Below are 15,011 nucleotides of genomic sequence, written 5' to 3'. Positions count from 1 at the left end.
CGGGCTACGCCTCCTTGCTCAGGTTAGGCCCCGCGCCACCAGCGGCCTGCTCGATCGGCGGGACATCCGGAAGCGCCGCCTTCTCCTCGCCGCGGAAGGTGAACTTGGCTTCCTCGCCCTCACCCTCCGTGCCGACGACCACGATGTGGCCGGGACGGAGCTCGCCGAAGAGGATCTTCTCCGACAGGATGTCCTCGATCTCGCGCTGGATCGTCCGGCGCAGCGGCCGGGCGCCCATGACCGGGTCGTAACCCTTCTTGGCCAGGAGCTTCTTCGCGTCACCGCTGAGCTCGATGCCCATGTCGCGGTCCTTCAGACGCTCGTCCACCTTGGCGAGCATGAGGTCGACGATCTGGATGATGTCTTCCTCGGTGAGCTGGTGGAAGACCACCGTGTCGTCGACACGGTTCAGGAACTCCGGGCGGAAGTGCTGCTTCAGCTCGTCGTTGACCTTGGTCTTCATGCGCTCGTAGTTCGTCTTGACGTCACCCGACGCGGCGAATCCGAGGTTGAAGCCCTTGGAGATGTCACGCGTGCCGAGGTTGGTCGTCATGATGATGACCGTGTTCTTGAAGTCCACGACCCGGCCCTGGGAGTCGGTCAGGCGACCGTCCTCCAGGATCTGCAACAGAGAGTTGAAGATATCCGGGTGGGCCTTCTCGACCTCGTCGAAGAGGACGACCGAGAACGGCTTGCGGCGGACCTTCTCCGTCAGCTGACCGCCCTCTTCGTAACCGACATATCCGGGCGGCGAACCGAAGAGACGCGAGACCGTGTGCTTCTCACTGAACTCCGACATGTCGAGGGAGATCAGGGCGTCCTCGTCACCGAAGAGGAATTCGGCGAGCGTCTTGGAAAGCTCCGTCTTACCGACACCGGACGGGCCGGCGAAGATGAACGAGCCACCGGGACGCTTCGGGTCCTTCAGACCCGCACGCGTACGACGAATCGCCTGTGAAAGCGCCTTGATGGCGTCCTTCTGGCCGATGACGCGCTTGTGGAGCTCGTCCTCCATGCGCAGCAGACGCGAGGACTCCTCCTCGGTCAGCTTGAAGACCGGAATGCCGGTGGCCGTCGCGAGGACCTCGGCGATGAGCTCGCCGTCGACCTCGGCGACGACGTCCATGTCGCCGGCCTTCCACTCCTTCTCGCGCTTGGCCTTCGCCGCGAGGAGCTGCTTCTCCTTGTCGCGCAGAGAGGCGGCCTTCTCGAAGTCCTGCGAGTCGATCGCGGACTCCTTGTCGCGGCGGACACCCGCGATCTTCTCGTCGAACTCGCGGAGGTCCGGCGGCGCGGTCATCCGGCGGATGCGCATCCGGGAACCGGCCTCGTCGATCAGGTCGATCGCCTTGTCCGGCAGGAAGCGGTCCGAGATGTACCGGTCGGCCAGGGTGGCGGCCTGGACCAGCGCCTCGTCCGTGATGGAGACCCTGTGGTGGGCCTCGTAACGGTCGCGCAGACCCTTGAGGATCTCGATGGTGTGCGGCAGGGACGGCTCCGCGACCTGGATGGGCTGGAAGCGGCGCTCGAGGGCCGCGTCCTTCTCCAGGTGCTTGCGGTACTCGTCCAGCGTCGTGGCACCGATGGTCTGCAGCTCGCCTCGCGCCAGCATGGGCTTGAGGATGCTCGCGGCGTCGATCGCGCCCTCGGCGGCGCCCGCACCCACCAGGGTGTGGAGCTCGTCGATGAACAGGATGATGTCGCCGCGGGTGCGGATCTCCTTGAGGACCTTCTTCAGGCGCTCCTCGAAGTCACCGCGGTAGCGCGAACCGGCGACGAGCGCGCCCAGGTCCAGGGTGTAGAGGTGCTTGTCCTTGAGGGTCTCGGGCACCTCGCCCTTGACGATGGCCTGCGCCAGGCCCTCGACGACGGCGGTCTTGCCGACGCCGGGCTCGCCGATGAGCACGGGGTTGTTCTTCGTACGGCGGGACAGCACCTGCATGACCCGCTCGATCTCCTTCTCGCGCCCGATGACCGGGTCGAGCTTGGACTCACGAGCGGCCTGGGTGAGATTCCGGCCGAACTGGTCGAGCACCAGGGACGTGGAAGGCGTGCCCTCCGCAGGACCGCCTGCGGTGGCGGTCTCCTTGCCCTGGTATCCGGAGAGCAGCTGGATGACCTGCTGCCGCACCCGGTTGAGATCGGCGCCCAGCTTCACGAGGACCTGGGCGGCGACGCCCTCGCCCTCGCGGATCAGGCCGAGCAGGATGTGCTCCGTGCCGATGTAGTTGTGGCCCAGCTGAAGGGCCTCGCGGAGCGAAAGCTCCAGGACCTTCTTGGCACGGGGGGTGAAGGGGATGTGCCCGGACGGGGCCTGCTGGCCCTGACCGATGATCTCCTCCACCTGCTGGCGGACCGCCTCGAGCGAAATCCCGAGGCTCTCCAGGGCCTTAGCGGCGACACCCTCGCCCTCGTGGATCAAGCCCAGGAGGATGTGCTCGGTGCCGATGTAGTTGTGGTTGAGCATCCGGGCTTCTTCCTGAGCCAGGACGACAACCCGCCGCGCGCGGTCGGTGAACCTCTCGAACATCGTTAATCGCTCCTCAGAGCGGTCAGGCAGTAAGGGGGCTGTCCCCTCCCTGTCCTTCCGCAGCTTAGTCCCGCAAGCGGGGACCGCTCATTCCAACTGCCGACACCCGGCCGAGAACAAGAGGTGCCTCCTGACCCCGAACGCCGACAACTGCTCCAACCCGATGGTGCGAGACGATGTTCCCGCAGGCCAAGCACTTACCCTCACCACCACTACGCCGATGGCGAACGTGAGACGGCCTCGCGCGTGTGTCGCCCCTCCCCACTAGGGATGTCTTACCCGTAAGGACTGACACTCCATGCGGCGCGCGCCGGTTCCCTCCGCTACGGGCGAACACCCTTGCGCGGCCGAACACGCCCTTACGCCCTCTTTCCGGGCACCGAGCGCAATCGCAACACCACTCTGCGTAACTCGAGACCCTTCCGGCCGGTTGCTCCATGCATGGCCTTCACCGTTCCCCAGCCCCGTGTACCGGTCGAGCAGAGCGACCCGGTGCGGCAGTGGTACGAGAACGAACTCGGCTGGGCGACGGACGACCACGGCCCCGGACTGCCGGTGCGGCTCCTGACGGGGCTCCGCTTCGACGTACTGCGGCTGCCCGCCGAGGCCGGCTTCGCCGCGCTGCGCCACCTCGGGCCGAAGGCTCCGGTGGCCCTGCGGGGAGAATCGATGCGGCTCTTCGTGGCCGCGGGGAGCGCAGACGAGCTGCCGGGGCTCCTGGAGTGGCTGGAGTGGGGTGGCATCCCCCTGGACCTCACGGCCATCGGTGCGGGCGGACGGATCGACGCGCCCACGCCTCCGGGGTGGTCCGGCTCGCAGGGGGCCGCCGTATGGCTGCGACCCCCAGAGCCCGGGTGCGAGGTGGAGCCGACGCTGCCGGCACTGCCGTCCCTGTCGTGCGTGGGGGGTGGCACCGTGCCCCACAGCGACCCCGCCGTGGGCTCCGGTCTCGTACGACTTGTGGACACGGCGGCAACGCAGTGCCACCGGGTCCGGTTGCGACGGACCCGTCGTCAGCCGTTGGCCTTCTCGTAGGCCTCGCGGATGGACGCGGGAACGCGGCCGCGGTCGTTGACCTCGAAACCGTTGTCCTTCGCCCAGGCGCGGATCGCCGCGGTGTCCTGACTGCCGCTCGCGGCAGCGGCACGGGCTTTGCCGCGCCCGGCCGAACCACGGCCACCGGTACGACGACCACCCTTGAGGTAAGGCTCAAGGAGACCGCGGAGCTTGTCCGCGTTCGACGTGGTGAGGTCGATCTCGTACGACTTGCCGTCCAGCGCAAACGTCACGGTCTCGTCTGCCTCGCCGCCGTCGAGGTCATCGACAAGAAGGACCTGAACCTTCTGTGCCACCGGATTTCCTTTCATCGATAACTTAGGGCCGGATCGCACGGCGCGAGCCGCAGAATCGCCGCCCCCTGTTATATGCAGTACTGCAGTACGTCGGAAAGCAAACCGCTTTTGCTGGAAAAACACAAACCCCCGGGAGAGACCGGGGACCCCGAGAACCCAGGAAACATGCGCGTTTCGGACATAGGGAACCGGGGCAGCAGGCAGCTCGGAATACCGGCGACGATCACAGATGCAGAAGCATCCGGCTGTTGCCCAAGGTGTTCGGTTTCACTCGTTCGAGGCCGAGGAACTCCGCGACACCCTCGTCTTTGGAACGCAGCAGCTCGCTGTAGACATCTCCGTCGACAGGCGTCTCACCGATCTCCACGAAGCCGTGCTTCGCGAAGAAGTCGACTTCGAAGGTGAGACAGAAAACCCGCCGGACACCGAGCCAGCGAGCGGTCTGCAGCAACTTCCCCAACACCTGATGACCCACTCCGGCGCCCTTGACGTCGGGGTTCACCGCGAGAGTGCGCACTTCCGCGAGGTCTTCCCACATCACGTGCAGGGCCCCGCAGCCGACGACCTCGGCGTTGTCGTCGCGTTCCGCCACCCAGAACTCCTGGATGGACTCGTAAAGGGCGACCGTCGCTTTGTCGAGCAGGATCCCCTGACGGGCGTAGGAGTCGAGGAGGTTGCGTACGACCGGCACATCGGCGGTGCGCGCCCGGCGTACGGAGACTGCTTTAGCGCTGAGTTCAGGGGGTTCCGCTGGCATGACCGGACGCTATCGCTCTGCTTCGGGCTCCGCCTCGCCGGGGTTCTCCGGGGCTTGAGTGGCGAGGGCTTGAGTGGCGAGGGCTTGAGAGTCCGGGCCCACGATCCGCATCGCGTCACTGAGCGCTTCGCGCTGTTCCGCCGACATCATCCCGAAGAACGCGACGAGAGCGGCGGCGGGGTTGTCGCTCTGCGACCATGCTTCGTTCATCAGTGCGGCGGCGTAGGCGGCCCGAGTGGAGACCGCCTCATATCGATAGGCACGGCCTTCCGCTTCACGGCGCACCCAGCCCTTCTGATGAAGATTGTCCAAAACGGTCATGACGGTGGTGTACGCGATGGACCGTTCCTGCTGAAGGTCTTCCAGGACTTCTCGAACGGTCACGGGGCGGTTCCACTTCCACACCCGTGTCATGACTGAGTCTTCGAGTTCTCCCAAGGGACGAGGCACACCAGAACAATAGTGGGAGATGTCACTAATGACGTGACGGACGTGGCGTAGGTGCCATTTCCCTAACAAAAAGGGCGTACGACTCGGAATGTGAGCGAGTCGCACGCCAGTCGGTCCTGGGTGGGGTGTCAGGCCTTGGGGTCAGACCTTGGGTGTCAGGCCTTGGGGGTCTGCCGGGCGCCTTCGGCGCGGGAGATCACGGCGTCGACGGCCGCGTCCTCCTTGGCCTTGTTGGCGCCGCCCTGGGTCTTCACGATCGTCACGATGAGACCGCCGAAGAACACGGCCATCACTACGGGGGGCAGGAGCGCGGAGACGTATTCCATGCCCCCCAGAGTAGCTAGCCCGCGGCGAGCTGGTGCGGCGGGTCCGCCGGGCGGCGCTTGGGAGGGAAGACCTCGGCCGGGGTCGGCACGGGGCGTGGCGGCTCCGGAGTGGCCGGTTTCGCCGGAGGGGAGTTCGGCGTCTTGGGCTTGGGCGCCGCCCGGTCGTCCGCCCCGCTCCGGCCGCCGGGAAGGGCGAGCAGGCGTGTGCGCGACGCAGGGACGAGGGGGCGGGGCGCCGGGACGGCCGCACGGTCCGTATGGGACCGGCCCGCGAGGCGGGCGCGTACGGCCTGTTCGGCGACGGTCCGGCAGCGGGCGAGGAGGGCGGCGGCGACCGGGTTGCCGCGCAGGGCGCGCAGCGCGGCGAGATCGTCGGCGCCCGGCTGGTAGCCGGAGGCGAGGACGTCCTCCAGGAGCGCGAGGTAGCCGGCTGCGGTGCCGGGCAGGGCCGCCCGGTAGCGGGCGAGGTCGGCCAGCAGGAAGGCGCGGAGCCTGGCGCCCTCGCTCACCGCTTCGTCGACGGCCTCGGCGAGGCGTAGGCATTCCTGGACGTCCTCGTCGGAGACGGGGCTTGGATGCAGGGCGAGGGCCAGAGCGCGGCGGAGCACACGCAGTTCCTCCGCACCGAAGGCCATGCCGCCGCGAGATCCGTATGGCGTGGGCATGGACAGACGATACGTGCAAACTGGACAAAATCCGCTTAACGCCAATATGTGGCGTGGCTTTACTCCGAGCGGCGTCGGATCATCGCGAAGACGACCGCGCCGACTCCGAGGGCACCGGCCGCCGCGGCGGCGATCCAGGGGAGCACGCCTGCGCCGGTGTCGGCCAGGGAGTCGTCGGGGTCGCGCTCTTCCCTGTCCGGTGAGGTGGTGGAGGTGGGGGGCGTACTTGAGGTGGGGGGCGTACTTGAGGTGGGAGACGTGGTCGAGGTGGTGGACGGAGAGGGCGTCGCGGCCGGGAGGCTCACGGCGTGCACGGCATGGCCGCCGCCGGGCCCCGTGGCCGCACTCGCCGTCGCGGCGGGACCGGCGAGGCCGGCCAACACCCCGGCCGCCACTGCCGCGGCCAGTCTTCTCCTACGCCCCATTTGCTCCACGCCCGCTCGAACCTTCTCAAGTCCCGTCCCTGCGCAGACTCTTGTATGGGGCGCAGGGTTGTGTGCGCAAGCCCCGCTTATGAGCCGCCGGTTATGAGCCGACGGTTACGAGCCGACCGCCGTGGCCGCCGGGGCGCTCAAATCCGGGAGACGTTCCGCTCGTAGACCAGGCGCAGGCCGATGAGGGTCAGCCACGGCTCGTGCTCGTCGATGACCGTGGCCTCGCCGAGCACCATGGGCGCGAGGCCGCCGGTCGCGATGACCGTCACGTCGTCGGGGTCGCCGCCCTGGCCCGCGAGCTCGCGGGCCATGCGCTGTACGACGCCGTCGACCTGGCCCGCGAAGCCGTACAGGATGCCCGACTGCATGGCCTCCACGGTGTTCTTGCCGATGACGCTGCGCGGCCGGGCCAGCTCGATCTTGCGGAGCTGGGCGCCCCGAACGCCGAGGGCCTCTACGGAGATCTCGATGCCGGGGGCGATGACGCCTCCGGTGTACTCGCCGCGCGCGGAGACCGCGTCGAACGTCGTCGCCGTACCGAAGTCGACGACGATGGCGGGGCCTCCGTAGAGCTCGACGGCCGCGACCGCGTTGATGATGCGGTCGGCGCCGACCTCCTTGGGGTTGTCCATGAGGATCGGCACACCGGTCTTGATGCCGGGCTCCACGAGGACGGCGGGCACGTCTCCGTAGTACCGCCTGGTGACCTCGCGCAGCTCGTGCAGGACGGAGGGGACCGTCGAGCAGATGGCGATGCCGTCGATGCCGTCGCCCAGCTCGTCGCCGAGCAGGGGGTGCATGCCCATCAACCCGTTGAGGAGCACGGCGAGTTCGTCGGCTGTGCGGCGTGCGTCGGTGGAGATGCGCCAGTGCTCGACGATCTCCTCGCCGTCGAAGAGGCCGAGGACGGTGTGCGTGTTTCCGACGTCGATGGTCAGCAGCATGTCGTCGTCACTCCGCCGCGCGCAGGTCGAGGCCGATGTCCAGGATCGGCGAGGAGTGGGTGAGGGAACCCACCGCGAGGAAGTCCACGCCCGTGCGCGCGTACGCACCGGCGTTCTCCAGGGTGAGGCGGCCCGAGGACTCCAGGATCGCGCGGCCGTGCACGATGGCCACGGCCTCCTCGGTCTCGCCCGGCGTGAAGTTGTCCAGGAGGATCAGGTCGGCGCCCGCGTCCACGACCTCGCGCAGCTGGTGGAGGGTGTCGACCTCGACCTCCACGGCAAGGTCGGGGAAGGCCTCGCGCACGGCCTTGAAGGCCTGCTCCACGCCTCCGGCGGCCACCACGTGGTTGTCCTTCACCAGGGCCGCGTCGGAGAGCGACATGCGGTGGTTCACGCCGCCGCCCATGCGCACCGCGTACTTCTCCAGGGCGCGGAGCCCGGCCGTCGTCTTGCGGGTGTCGCGGACCTTGGCGTTCGTGCCCTCCAGTGCGTCCGCCCACGCGCGCGTGGCCGTCGCCACGCCGGAGAGGCGGCACAGGAGGTTGAGCGCGCTGCGCTCGGCGGTGAGCAGGTCGCGGGTGCGGGTGGTGACGCTGAGCAGCCTGTCGCCCGCCTCCACCTGCTCGCCGTCCTCGACGTGCCGCTCGACCTCGAAGGTGTCCGTGCAGACGAGGGAGATGACGGCTTCGGCGATGCGCAGGCCCGCGACGGTGCCGGCCTCGCGCGCGGTGAAGTCGCCGGTGGCCACGGCCTCTTCGGGGATCGTGGCGACCGAGGTGACGTCCACGCCGCCGTCCAGGTCCTCCTCGATCGCCATGTGCGCGATGTCCTCGACCTGCACGGGGTCGAGCCCCGCCTCGGTCAGGAGCTGCGCGAGGGCGGGGTCGAGACCGCACTCCAGGGGGTCGTACGCGTCGTCTGAGCCGCAGCCGCAGGCATCGCCGCAGCCGCCGCCTGTGGGGGCGAGAGGGAGGTCGTCGGGGGTGCTCACGGTCACTTCTCCTGAAGGCTCGTCGTCGGAGGGAAGTCTGCGGTGTCGGTCGTGTGTACGGCCAGGGTCCGGTCCGCGTTGAGGCGTACGACGATGTGGCGCCGCCAGGTCTCGTCGTCGCGGTCGGGGCGGTCCTCGCGCCAGTGGCAGCCGCGGGTCTCCTCGCGGCGCTGGGCGGCGGCCACCAGGACTCGGGCGACGCACAGGAGGTTGGTGGTCTCCCAGGTGTCGACGCCCGGCTCGGCGGTCTTGCCGTCCTCGGCGAGCGCGCCCGCGGCCTCGGCGTGGATGCGGGCGAGCCGGGCCGCGGCCTCGGAGAGGGAGTCGGCCGACCTGAGCACTCCGGCGCCGTCGGTCATCACGCGCTGGATGGCGAAGCGGGCCTCGGGGGGCAGGAGGGGGTGGGGCGGTGTCTCCGGATGCGCGACGGGTGCCGGCACGCGCGCGTGGAGGGTGTTTCCCGCGTGCTGTGCCGCGATGTCCGCGGCGATGCGCTCGGCGTAGACCAGGCCTTCCAGAAGGGAGTTGGAGGCGAGGCGGTTCGCTCCGTGCACGCCGGTGCAGGCGACCTCGCCGCAGGCGTACAGGCCCGGGACCGTGGTGCGGCCGTGCGCGTCGGTGCGGACGCCGCCCGAGGCGTAGTGCGCGGCCGGGGCGACGGGGATGGGCTCGGTCACCGGGTCGATGCCGTGGGCGCGGCAGGCGGCGAGGATCGTCGGGAAGCGGTTCTCCCACATCTGGGCGCCGAAGTGCCGGGCGTCCAGATACATGTGCTCGGTGCCCTTTTCCTGCATGCGCCGCGTGATGCCCTTGGCGACGATGTCCCGGGGCGCGAGCTCAGCGAGCTCGTGCTGCCCGGCCATGAAGCGCACGCCGTCCGCGTCCACGAGGTGGGCTCCCTCCCCGCGCACCGCCTCGGAGACCAGAGGCTGCTGGCCCTCCGCGTCGGCGCCCAGGAAGAGCACGGTGGGGTGGAACTGCACGAACTCCAGGTCGCTCACCTCGGCGCCCGCGCGCAGGGCGAGCGCGACGCCGTCGCCCGTCGACACGGACGGGTTCGTGGTCGCCGAGAAGACCTGGCCCATGCCGCCGGTGGCGAGGACGACCGCGGGGGCGTGGACCGCGCCCACGCCGTCGTGCTGGCCCTCTCCCATGACGTGCAGGGAGACACCGGCCGTGCGGCCGTCGCCGTCGGTCAGGAGGTCCAGTACGAGGGCGTTCTCCACGGCCGGTATGGACTGCGCGCGCACCGCCTCGACCAGGGCGCGGGAGATCTCGGCGCCGGTCGCGTCGCCGCCCGCGTGGGCGATGCGGCGGCGGTGGTGGCCGCCCTCGCGGGTCAGCTCGATGGCACCTTCGGGGCCCGTGTCGAAGTGGGCGCCGGTCTCGATGAGGCGGCGTACGGCATCGGGGCCCTCGGTGACCAGGGTGCGCACGGCCTCCTCGTCGCACAGGCCCGCGCCCGCCACGAGGGTGTCGTCCAGGTGCTGCTCGGGGGTGTCGCCCTCGCCGAGTGCCGCGGCGATGCCGCCCTGGGCCCAGCGCGTGGAGCCGTCGTCCAGGCGGGCCTTGGTGACCACGACGGTCTTCAGGCCCGCGGCCGAGCAGCGCAGCGCCGTGGTCAGTCCGGCCACTCCGGAGCCGACGACGACGATGTCGGCTTCCAGGGACCAGCCGGGCGCGGGGGCGTGCAGCCGTATTCCGGTGGCACTCATGCGGTGGCTCCGAACGTGAGCGGGATGTTGTCGATCAGCCGGGTCGCGCCGACCTTGGCCGCCACGGCGAGGACCGCCTCACCGGTGTGGCCGGGCTGTACGTCCGTGAAGTCGGCCGGGTCGACCAGCGCCAGGTAGTCCAGCTTCAGCGGGGGTTGGAGGCGTGCCGCCTCGTCCAGGACCTGCCGGGCGGCGGCGCGGACGGCCGCGGGGCCGCCGGGCACGGACGGCGTGACGGACTGGGCGACCGCGTGAGTGTCGGCGGCGGCGCGGGACTCCCCCAGGGCGTTCAGGGCGTCGGCGCGCGCGTGCGTGACGGGGGCGAGCGCCGCCCGCGCGTGGAGGGCCTCCTGCGCGGCGTGCCGGTCGCGGCCCGCGAAGAGGGCCTGGGAGAGCGCGAGCGCGGTGCGCCGCTCGGCCGGGGAGAGATAGCGGTTGCGGCTGGAGAGCGCCAGGCCGTCTTCCTCGCGCACGGTGGGTACGCCGACCACCTCGACGCCGAAGTTCAGGTCCCGCACCATGCGGCGGATGAGGGCGAGCTGCTGGGCGTCCTTCTGGCCGTACAGCGCGACGTCGGGCCGGGTGAGGTGCAGCAGCTTGGCGACGACCGTGAGCATGCCGTCGAAGTGTCCGGGGCGCGTGGCCCCTTCGAGGAGCGTGCCCATGGGGCCCGCGCTGATCCGGACCTGCGGTTCGCCGCCCGGATAGACCTCGTCGACGGACGGGGCGAACACGAAGTCCGCGCCCTCCCGTTCGGCGATCTTGACGTCGGCGTCCAGGGTGCGGGGGTAGCGGTCGAGGTCCTCGCCCGCGCCGAACTGGAGGGGGTTGACGAAGACCGTGACCACGACTTCGCCCTCGTCGCCCGCGATACGGCGTGCGGTGCGGATGAGGGTGGCGTGCCCCTCGTGCAGGGCGCCCATGGTCATGACGACGACTCGGCGTCCGCCACGCACGCGCGTGCGCAGGGGTTCGGCGGTGTGCACGAGGCTGGTCATCGGGCTCCTCCCTCCGCGTCGCCGGCCCCGCTCCCGCCGTTGGCCAGGACCCCGAGGAGGTCCTCGGCGAGCTCGGGCTTGAGCAGTCCGTGGGCGAGCGCGCGGTCGGCGGTCGCGCGGGCCATCGCCAGATATCCGGCGACGGTCTGCGGGGCGTGCTTGCGCAGCTCGGCGACGTGCGCGGCGACGGTGCCCGCGTCCCCGCGGGCGACGGGTCCGGTGAGGGCGGCGTCGCCGGAGCGCAGGGCGTTGTCCAGGGCGGCGCCGAGCAGCGGGCCGAGCATCCGGTCGGGGGCGGCCACGCCCGCGTCCCGGAGCAGGTCCATGGACTCGGCGACCAGCGTGACCAGGTGGTTCGCGCCGAGAGCGAGCGCCGCGTGGTAGAGCGGACGTGACTCCTCGGCGATCCACTCGGGCTCGCCGCCCATCTCGATGACGAGCGCCTCGGCGGCCAGGCGCAGCTCCTCGGGGGCGGTCACGCCGAAGGAGCAGCCCGCGAGGCGCTGCACGTCGACGGGGGTGCCGGTGAACGTCATGGCGGGGTGCAGGGCGAGCGGCAGGGCTCCGGCGCGCAGCGCGGGTTCGAGCACCTTGGTGCCGTACCGCCCCGAGGTGTGCACCAGGAGCTGGCCGGGGCGGACCGCATCGGTCTCGACGAGGCCCTCGACGAGGCCCGGCAGGGCGTCGTCCGGCACGGTCAGGAGGACCAGGTCGGCGCGCTCAAGGACCTGGGCGGGCGGGACGAGGGGGACGTCGGGCAGCAGGGCCGCCGCGCGCCGTACGGACGCGTCGGAGACCCCGGAGGCGGCGACCGGGCGGTGCCCGGCGAGCTGGAGTGCCGCGGCGAGCGCGGGGCCGACACGGCCCGCTCCCACGACGCCCACCGTGAGCCTCGCGGGGCGGTCCCGCGGGTCTGGCTGATGAGGTGCGTTCACGCGATGACGCCTTCCCGTTCCAGTCCGCTCGGGGTACCGGACGATTTCTCGTCATGCTAACGCGATTGGTCCGCGCCGCGTCCTCGGCTGTCCACAGGCTGTGGGTATTCGTATGACCGGCGGCCGACCGCACGCCATGCTCGGGGGATGACTTCACACGACGGAGCACAGGTGGGCGAAGAATCGCGTGAGCAGGTGGGCGAAGAAGCGAGCGAGCAGGTGAGCGAGCAGGACCTGCTCGCCGTCCGCCGCCGGACCGCCGCCCTCGGCGCCACCCGCATCCTGCACCGCTGGTCCGGGCATCTCCCGATCACCGCACGGCTCTCGGCACTCGCGGACGCGGCCTCGGAGGTCGTGGGCCCGGACGAGCCCGCCGACATCTACGGCAACGGAGTCGTCGCCCGCCTGGAGGACGAGGTCGCGCGACTGCTCGGCAAGGAGGCGGCCGCCTTCTTCCCGACCGGCACGATGGCCCAGCAGGTCGCCCTGCGCTGCTGGGCGGGCCGCACGGGCAACGCGACCGTCGCCCTGCATCCGGCCGCCCATCCCGAGGTCCACGAAGGGGGCGCGCTCTCCGCGGTGAGCGGGCTGCGCACGGTGCATCCGACGCGGGAGCCGCGGCTGCCCACGGCCGATGAGGTACGGGACTTCGAAGAGCCCTTCGGGACGCTGATGCTCGAACTGCCGCTCCGGGACGCCGGTTTCGTGCTGCCGTCCTGGGAGGAGCTCGAAGAGGTCGTGGAGGCGGCCCGCGAACGCGACGCGGTCGTGCACTTCGACGGTGCGCGCCTGTGGGAGTGCACACCGCACTTCGGCCGCCCCCTCGCGGAGATCGCCGGCCTCGCGGACACGGTGTACGTGTCGTTCTACAAGTCCTTGGACGGCCTGAGCGGCGCGGTGCTCGCGGGCCCGCGCACCCTGGTCGACGAGGCGGGGACGTGGCGGCACCGCTACGGCGGCCAGGTCTTCCAGCAGTTCCCGGCCGCCGTCGCCGCCCTGCTCGGCCTGAAGAACACGCTCCCGCGGCTGCCGGATTTCGTCGCCCACGCGCGCGTGGTCGCCGACGCGCTGCGCGAAGGGTTCGCGGCCGCCGGGGTGCCGTGGTCGCGCGTGCACCCGGAGCGGCCGCACACCCACCAGTTCCAGGTCTGGCTGCCGTACGACGCCGAAGTCCTGACCGAGGCGGCGCTTGAGCAGGCCGAGGAGACCAAGACGCAGCTGTTCGGCCGCTGGTACCCGGACGGGCCGCCCGGCCTCTCGGTCACGGAGGTCACCGTGACCGAGGCGGGCCTGGAGTGGACGCCCGACGACGTCAATGATGCGGTCGCGGAGTTCGTACAGCGGATCCCCGGATGAGCCGGGCGACGGCGGCACGGACCCGTCCGTGGGCGGGGCGTTCCGAGACGACGGCGCGGAAGCGGCCGTAGTCGCGCACCTCGCGGATGACCTGCCAGTCCTGCTGACCGGGGGCGGGCGGGGTGCGCTCGTCGTGCTGGGCGGCGCGGTAGCTGTCGAGGAGGTACTGCTGGGTGATGCTCATGACGGGTTCGCCTCTCTAGACAAAGAGTACTTTTCGGGCACCACTGGGTCGACGGGAAACAGGGTCGGCGCAGGGGTGGTCGCGGTGGGTTCCGGCCCGGCGGCGACACTGCCGCGGGGTTCGGCCGGCACGGGCCAAGTGCGGCCCGGTCATCACAGACTGCCTCCGCCGTCACGTCCGCGTCGCGTCGATTGACGCCGGTCGTCAATCGGCCGCCCGGTTGTCGGTGGCGCGGTGCACGATGGGGCCATGAGCGTGCACATCGACATCGCGGGCCTGCCGCAGGAGCGGATCCTCTTCGAGCCTTCGCCCCTGGCGGAGCTGGGCGTCGCCCTGCACGCCCTGGCCGAGACCGGACACCATCCAGGGCTGCACGGCTGGGCCACCGCCACCACCGCCTGCCTCAAGCCGGACCTCGCCGACCGGCTGCACGAGGCCGACTTCCTGTGGCGGAACACGTTCTCGGACGTCTTCATGCCGTTCGCCGGACTCCTCGGCGCGGACGGCAGGCCGGGGGTGACGCTCGCCGACGAGCTGGACCTCATGGACCGCCTGGACGACGAGCGATTCGTCGCGGCCGCCCTGGAGTTCACCTGCGGCACGACGTACAACGAAGGCGGCCCGTCCCCGCTCACGGACGCCGCCCGGCGCACCCGGTCCCTGGAGCTCGCGGCCACGCGCGGCACCAAGCAACTGGACTTCGCCGAGCGCCTCCTGACCGACCCGCACACCGTCCGGGCCTGGATGCGGCGCCTCCTGGAGGACTGCGACGAGGCCTTCTTCGCCGACACCTGGCGGCGGGTGCGCGTCCAACTGGCCGCCGACGCCCGGCACAAGACCGAACTCCTGCGCCACAAGGGCCTGCCCGAGGTGCTGTCCTCGGTGTCAACGGCCCTCTCACTGGACGAGGACGGCCACCGCATCACCGTCGACAAGCTGCCGCTGGGCACCACGACGGCGCTCGACCACACGGTCGGCGCGGGACTCACGTTCGTGCCGTCGCACTTCGCCTGGCCGCACCTGATGGTCCTGCACGCGCCCGGCTGGCGCCCGGTGATCCACTACCCCGTGGCGTCCCCGGAGCTGACGAGCCCCACCTCCGTGGAGACCCTGGAGCGCCGGCTCACCGCGCTGGCCCACCCCGTACGCCTGCGCCTGTGCCGCGACATAGCCCGCGCGCCGTTCACCACAGGCGAGCTGGCCCACGCGAACGGCCTGACCGCGCCGGAGGTCTCCCGTCACCTCACGGTGCTGAAGAAGGCGGGCCTGGTCACCACGAGGCGCCGCGGCCGGTACGTGATGCACCAGCTGGACGTCACCGTGGTGGCCCGCCTGGGCAGCGACTTCCTGGAGGGCGTCCTGCGCTGACCGCCT

The 15,011-nt window shown here is 70.7% G+C and carries 16 protein-coding genes; 3 read left to right on the top strand and 13 right to left on the bottom strand.

What is annotated here, in order from left to right:
* Positions 1-4: 4 nt before the first annotated feature.
* On the bottom strand, positions 5-2,530 hold the full coding sequence (locus E5671_RS26475) for an ATP-dependent Clp protease ATP-binding subunit (protein WP_160506419.1): 2,526 nt from the start codon (positions 2,528-2,530) through the stop codon (positions 5-7).
* Between the two features lie 441 nt (positions 2,531-2,971).
* Here E5671_RS26475 and E5671_RS26465 point away from each other — a divergent pair, with 441 nt between their 5' ends.
* Positions 2,972-3,565 (top strand): SCO3374 family protein, encoded by a 594-nt coding sequence (locus E5671_RS26465; protein ID WP_160506418.1) that lies wholly within the window; start codon positions 2,972-2,974, stop codon positions 3,563-3,565.
* Here the strand turns inward: E5671_RS26465 and E5671_RS26460 are convergent.
* The 11 genes from E5671_RS26460 to E5671_RS26415 form a co-directional block, all read right to left on the bottom strand.
* Positions 3,544-3,882, bottom strand: a complete 339-nt coding sequence (locus E5671_RS26460; protein ID WP_160506417.1) for an Lsr2 dimerization domain-containing protein — start codon at positions 3,880-3,882, stop codon at positions 3,544-3,546. The two genes, E5671_RS26465 and E5671_RS26460, sit on opposite strands and share 22 nt — an antisense overlap.
* A gap of 223 nt (positions 3,883-4,105) precedes the next feature.
* Positions 4,106-4,639 (bottom strand): amino-acid N-acetyltransferase, encoded by a 534-nt coding sequence (locus tag E5671_RS26455; RefSeq protein ID WP_160506416.1) that lies wholly within the window; start codon positions 4,637-4,639, stop codon positions 4,106-4,108.
* A gap of 9 nt (positions 4,640-4,648) precedes the next feature.
* Positions 4,649-5,089, bottom strand: a complete 441-nt coding sequence (locus E5671_RS26450; protein WP_160506415.1) for a BlaI/MecI/CopY family transcriptional regulator — start codon at positions 5,087-5,089, stop codon at positions 4,649-4,651.
* Between the two features lie 155 nt (positions 5,090-5,244).
* On the bottom strand, positions 5,245-5,415 hold the full coding sequence (locus E5671_RS45495) for a hypothetical protein (protein WP_202121271.1): 171 nt from the start codon (positions 5,413-5,415) through the stop codon (positions 5,245-5,247).
* Positions 5,416-5,429: 14 nt separating this feature from the next.
* Positions 5,430-6,050 carry a hypothetical protein gene (locus tag E5671_RS26445; RefSeq protein WP_160510426.1) on the bottom strand — a complete coding sequence of 207 codons (621 nt, stop codon included), beginning with the start codon at positions 6,048-6,050 and terminating at the stop codon, positions 5,430-5,432.
* 89 nt (positions 6,051-6,139) lie between these two features.
* Complete coding sequence (locus E5671_RS26440) at positions 6,140-6,505, bottom strand: hypothetical protein (protein ID WP_160506414.1); 366 nt, start codon at positions 6,503-6,505, stop codon at positions 6,140-6,142.
* Between the two features lie 146 nt (positions 6,506-6,651).
* The gene (locus E5671_RS26435) at positions 6,652-7,458 is read right to left on the bottom strand and encodes a type III pantothenate kinase (protein ID WP_160506413.1); all 807 of its coding nucleotides are present in this window, start codon (positions 7,456-7,458) and stop codon (positions 6,652-6,654) included.
* A gap of 7 nt (positions 7,459-7,465) precedes the next feature.
* Positions 7,466-8,449, bottom strand: a complete 984-nt coding sequence (gene nadC, locus E5671_RS26430) for a carboxylating nicotinate-nucleotide diphosphorylase (RefSeq protein ID WP_160506412.1) — start codon at positions 8,447-8,449, stop codon at positions 7,466-7,468.
* A 2-nt stretch (positions 8,450-8,451) separates the two neighbouring features.
* Positions 8,452-10,164 carry an L-aspartate oxidase gene (locus E5671_RS26425; RefSeq protein WP_160506411.1) on the bottom strand — a complete coding sequence of 571 codons (1,713 nt, stop codon included), beginning with the start codon at positions 10,162-10,164 and terminating at the stop codon, positions 8,452-8,454.
* Positions 10,161-11,162, bottom strand: coding sequence for a pantoate--beta-alanine ligase (gene panC, locus E5671_RS26420; RefSeq protein ID WP_160506410.1), 1,002 nt, complete (start codon positions 11,160-11,162; stop codon positions 10,161-10,163). Before panC ends, E5671_RS26425 begins: the two co-directional genes overlap by 4 nt.
* Positions 11,159-12,097, bottom strand: a complete 939-nt coding sequence (locus E5671_RS26415) for a DUF2520 domain-containing protein (RefSeq protein WP_160506409.1) — start codon at positions 12,095-12,097, stop codon at positions 11,159-11,161. The genes panC and E5671_RS26415 overlap by 4 nt, the downstream gene beginning before the upstream one ends.
* A gap of 147 nt (positions 12,098-12,244) precedes the next feature.
* Here E5671_RS26415 and E5671_RS26410 point away from each other — a divergent pair, with 147 nt between their 5' ends.
* Positions 12,245-13,453 (top strand): threonine aldolase family protein, encoded by a 1,209-nt coding sequence (locus E5671_RS26410; RefSeq protein WP_160506408.1) that lies wholly within the window; start codon positions 12,245-12,247, stop codon positions 13,451-13,453.
* On the opposite strand, the gene E5671_RS26405 is transcribed toward E5671_RS26410, so the two are convergent.
* The gene (locus E5671_RS26405; protein ID WP_160506407.1) at positions 13,410-13,637 is read right to left on the bottom strand and encodes a hypothetical protein; all 228 of its coding nucleotides are present in this window, start codon (positions 13,635-13,637) and stop codon (positions 13,410-13,412) included. The genes E5671_RS26410 and E5671_RS26405 overlap by 44 nt on opposite strands.
* A 255-nt stretch (positions 13,638-13,892) precedes the next feature.
* Here E5671_RS26405 and E5671_RS26400 point away from each other — a divergent pair, with 255 nt between their 5' ends.
* Positions 13,893-15,005 carry a DUF5937 family protein gene (locus tag E5671_RS26400; protein ID WP_336606064.1) on the top strand — a complete coding sequence of 371 codons (1,113 nt, stop codon included), beginning with the start codon at positions 13,893-13,895 and terminating at the stop codon, positions 15,003-15,005.
* The last annotated feature ends 6 nt before the right edge of the window (positions 15,006-15,011 follow it).

The sequence above is a fragment of the Streptomyces sp. BA2 genome (assembly GCF_009769735.1).
Taxonomy (GTDB): domain Bacteria; phylum Actinomycetota; class Actinomycetes; order Streptomycetales; family Streptomycetaceae; genus Streptomyces.
The sequence above is the reverse complement of the archived record's forward strand: the minus strand, read 5'-3'. Positions and strand labels throughout refer to the sequence as shown.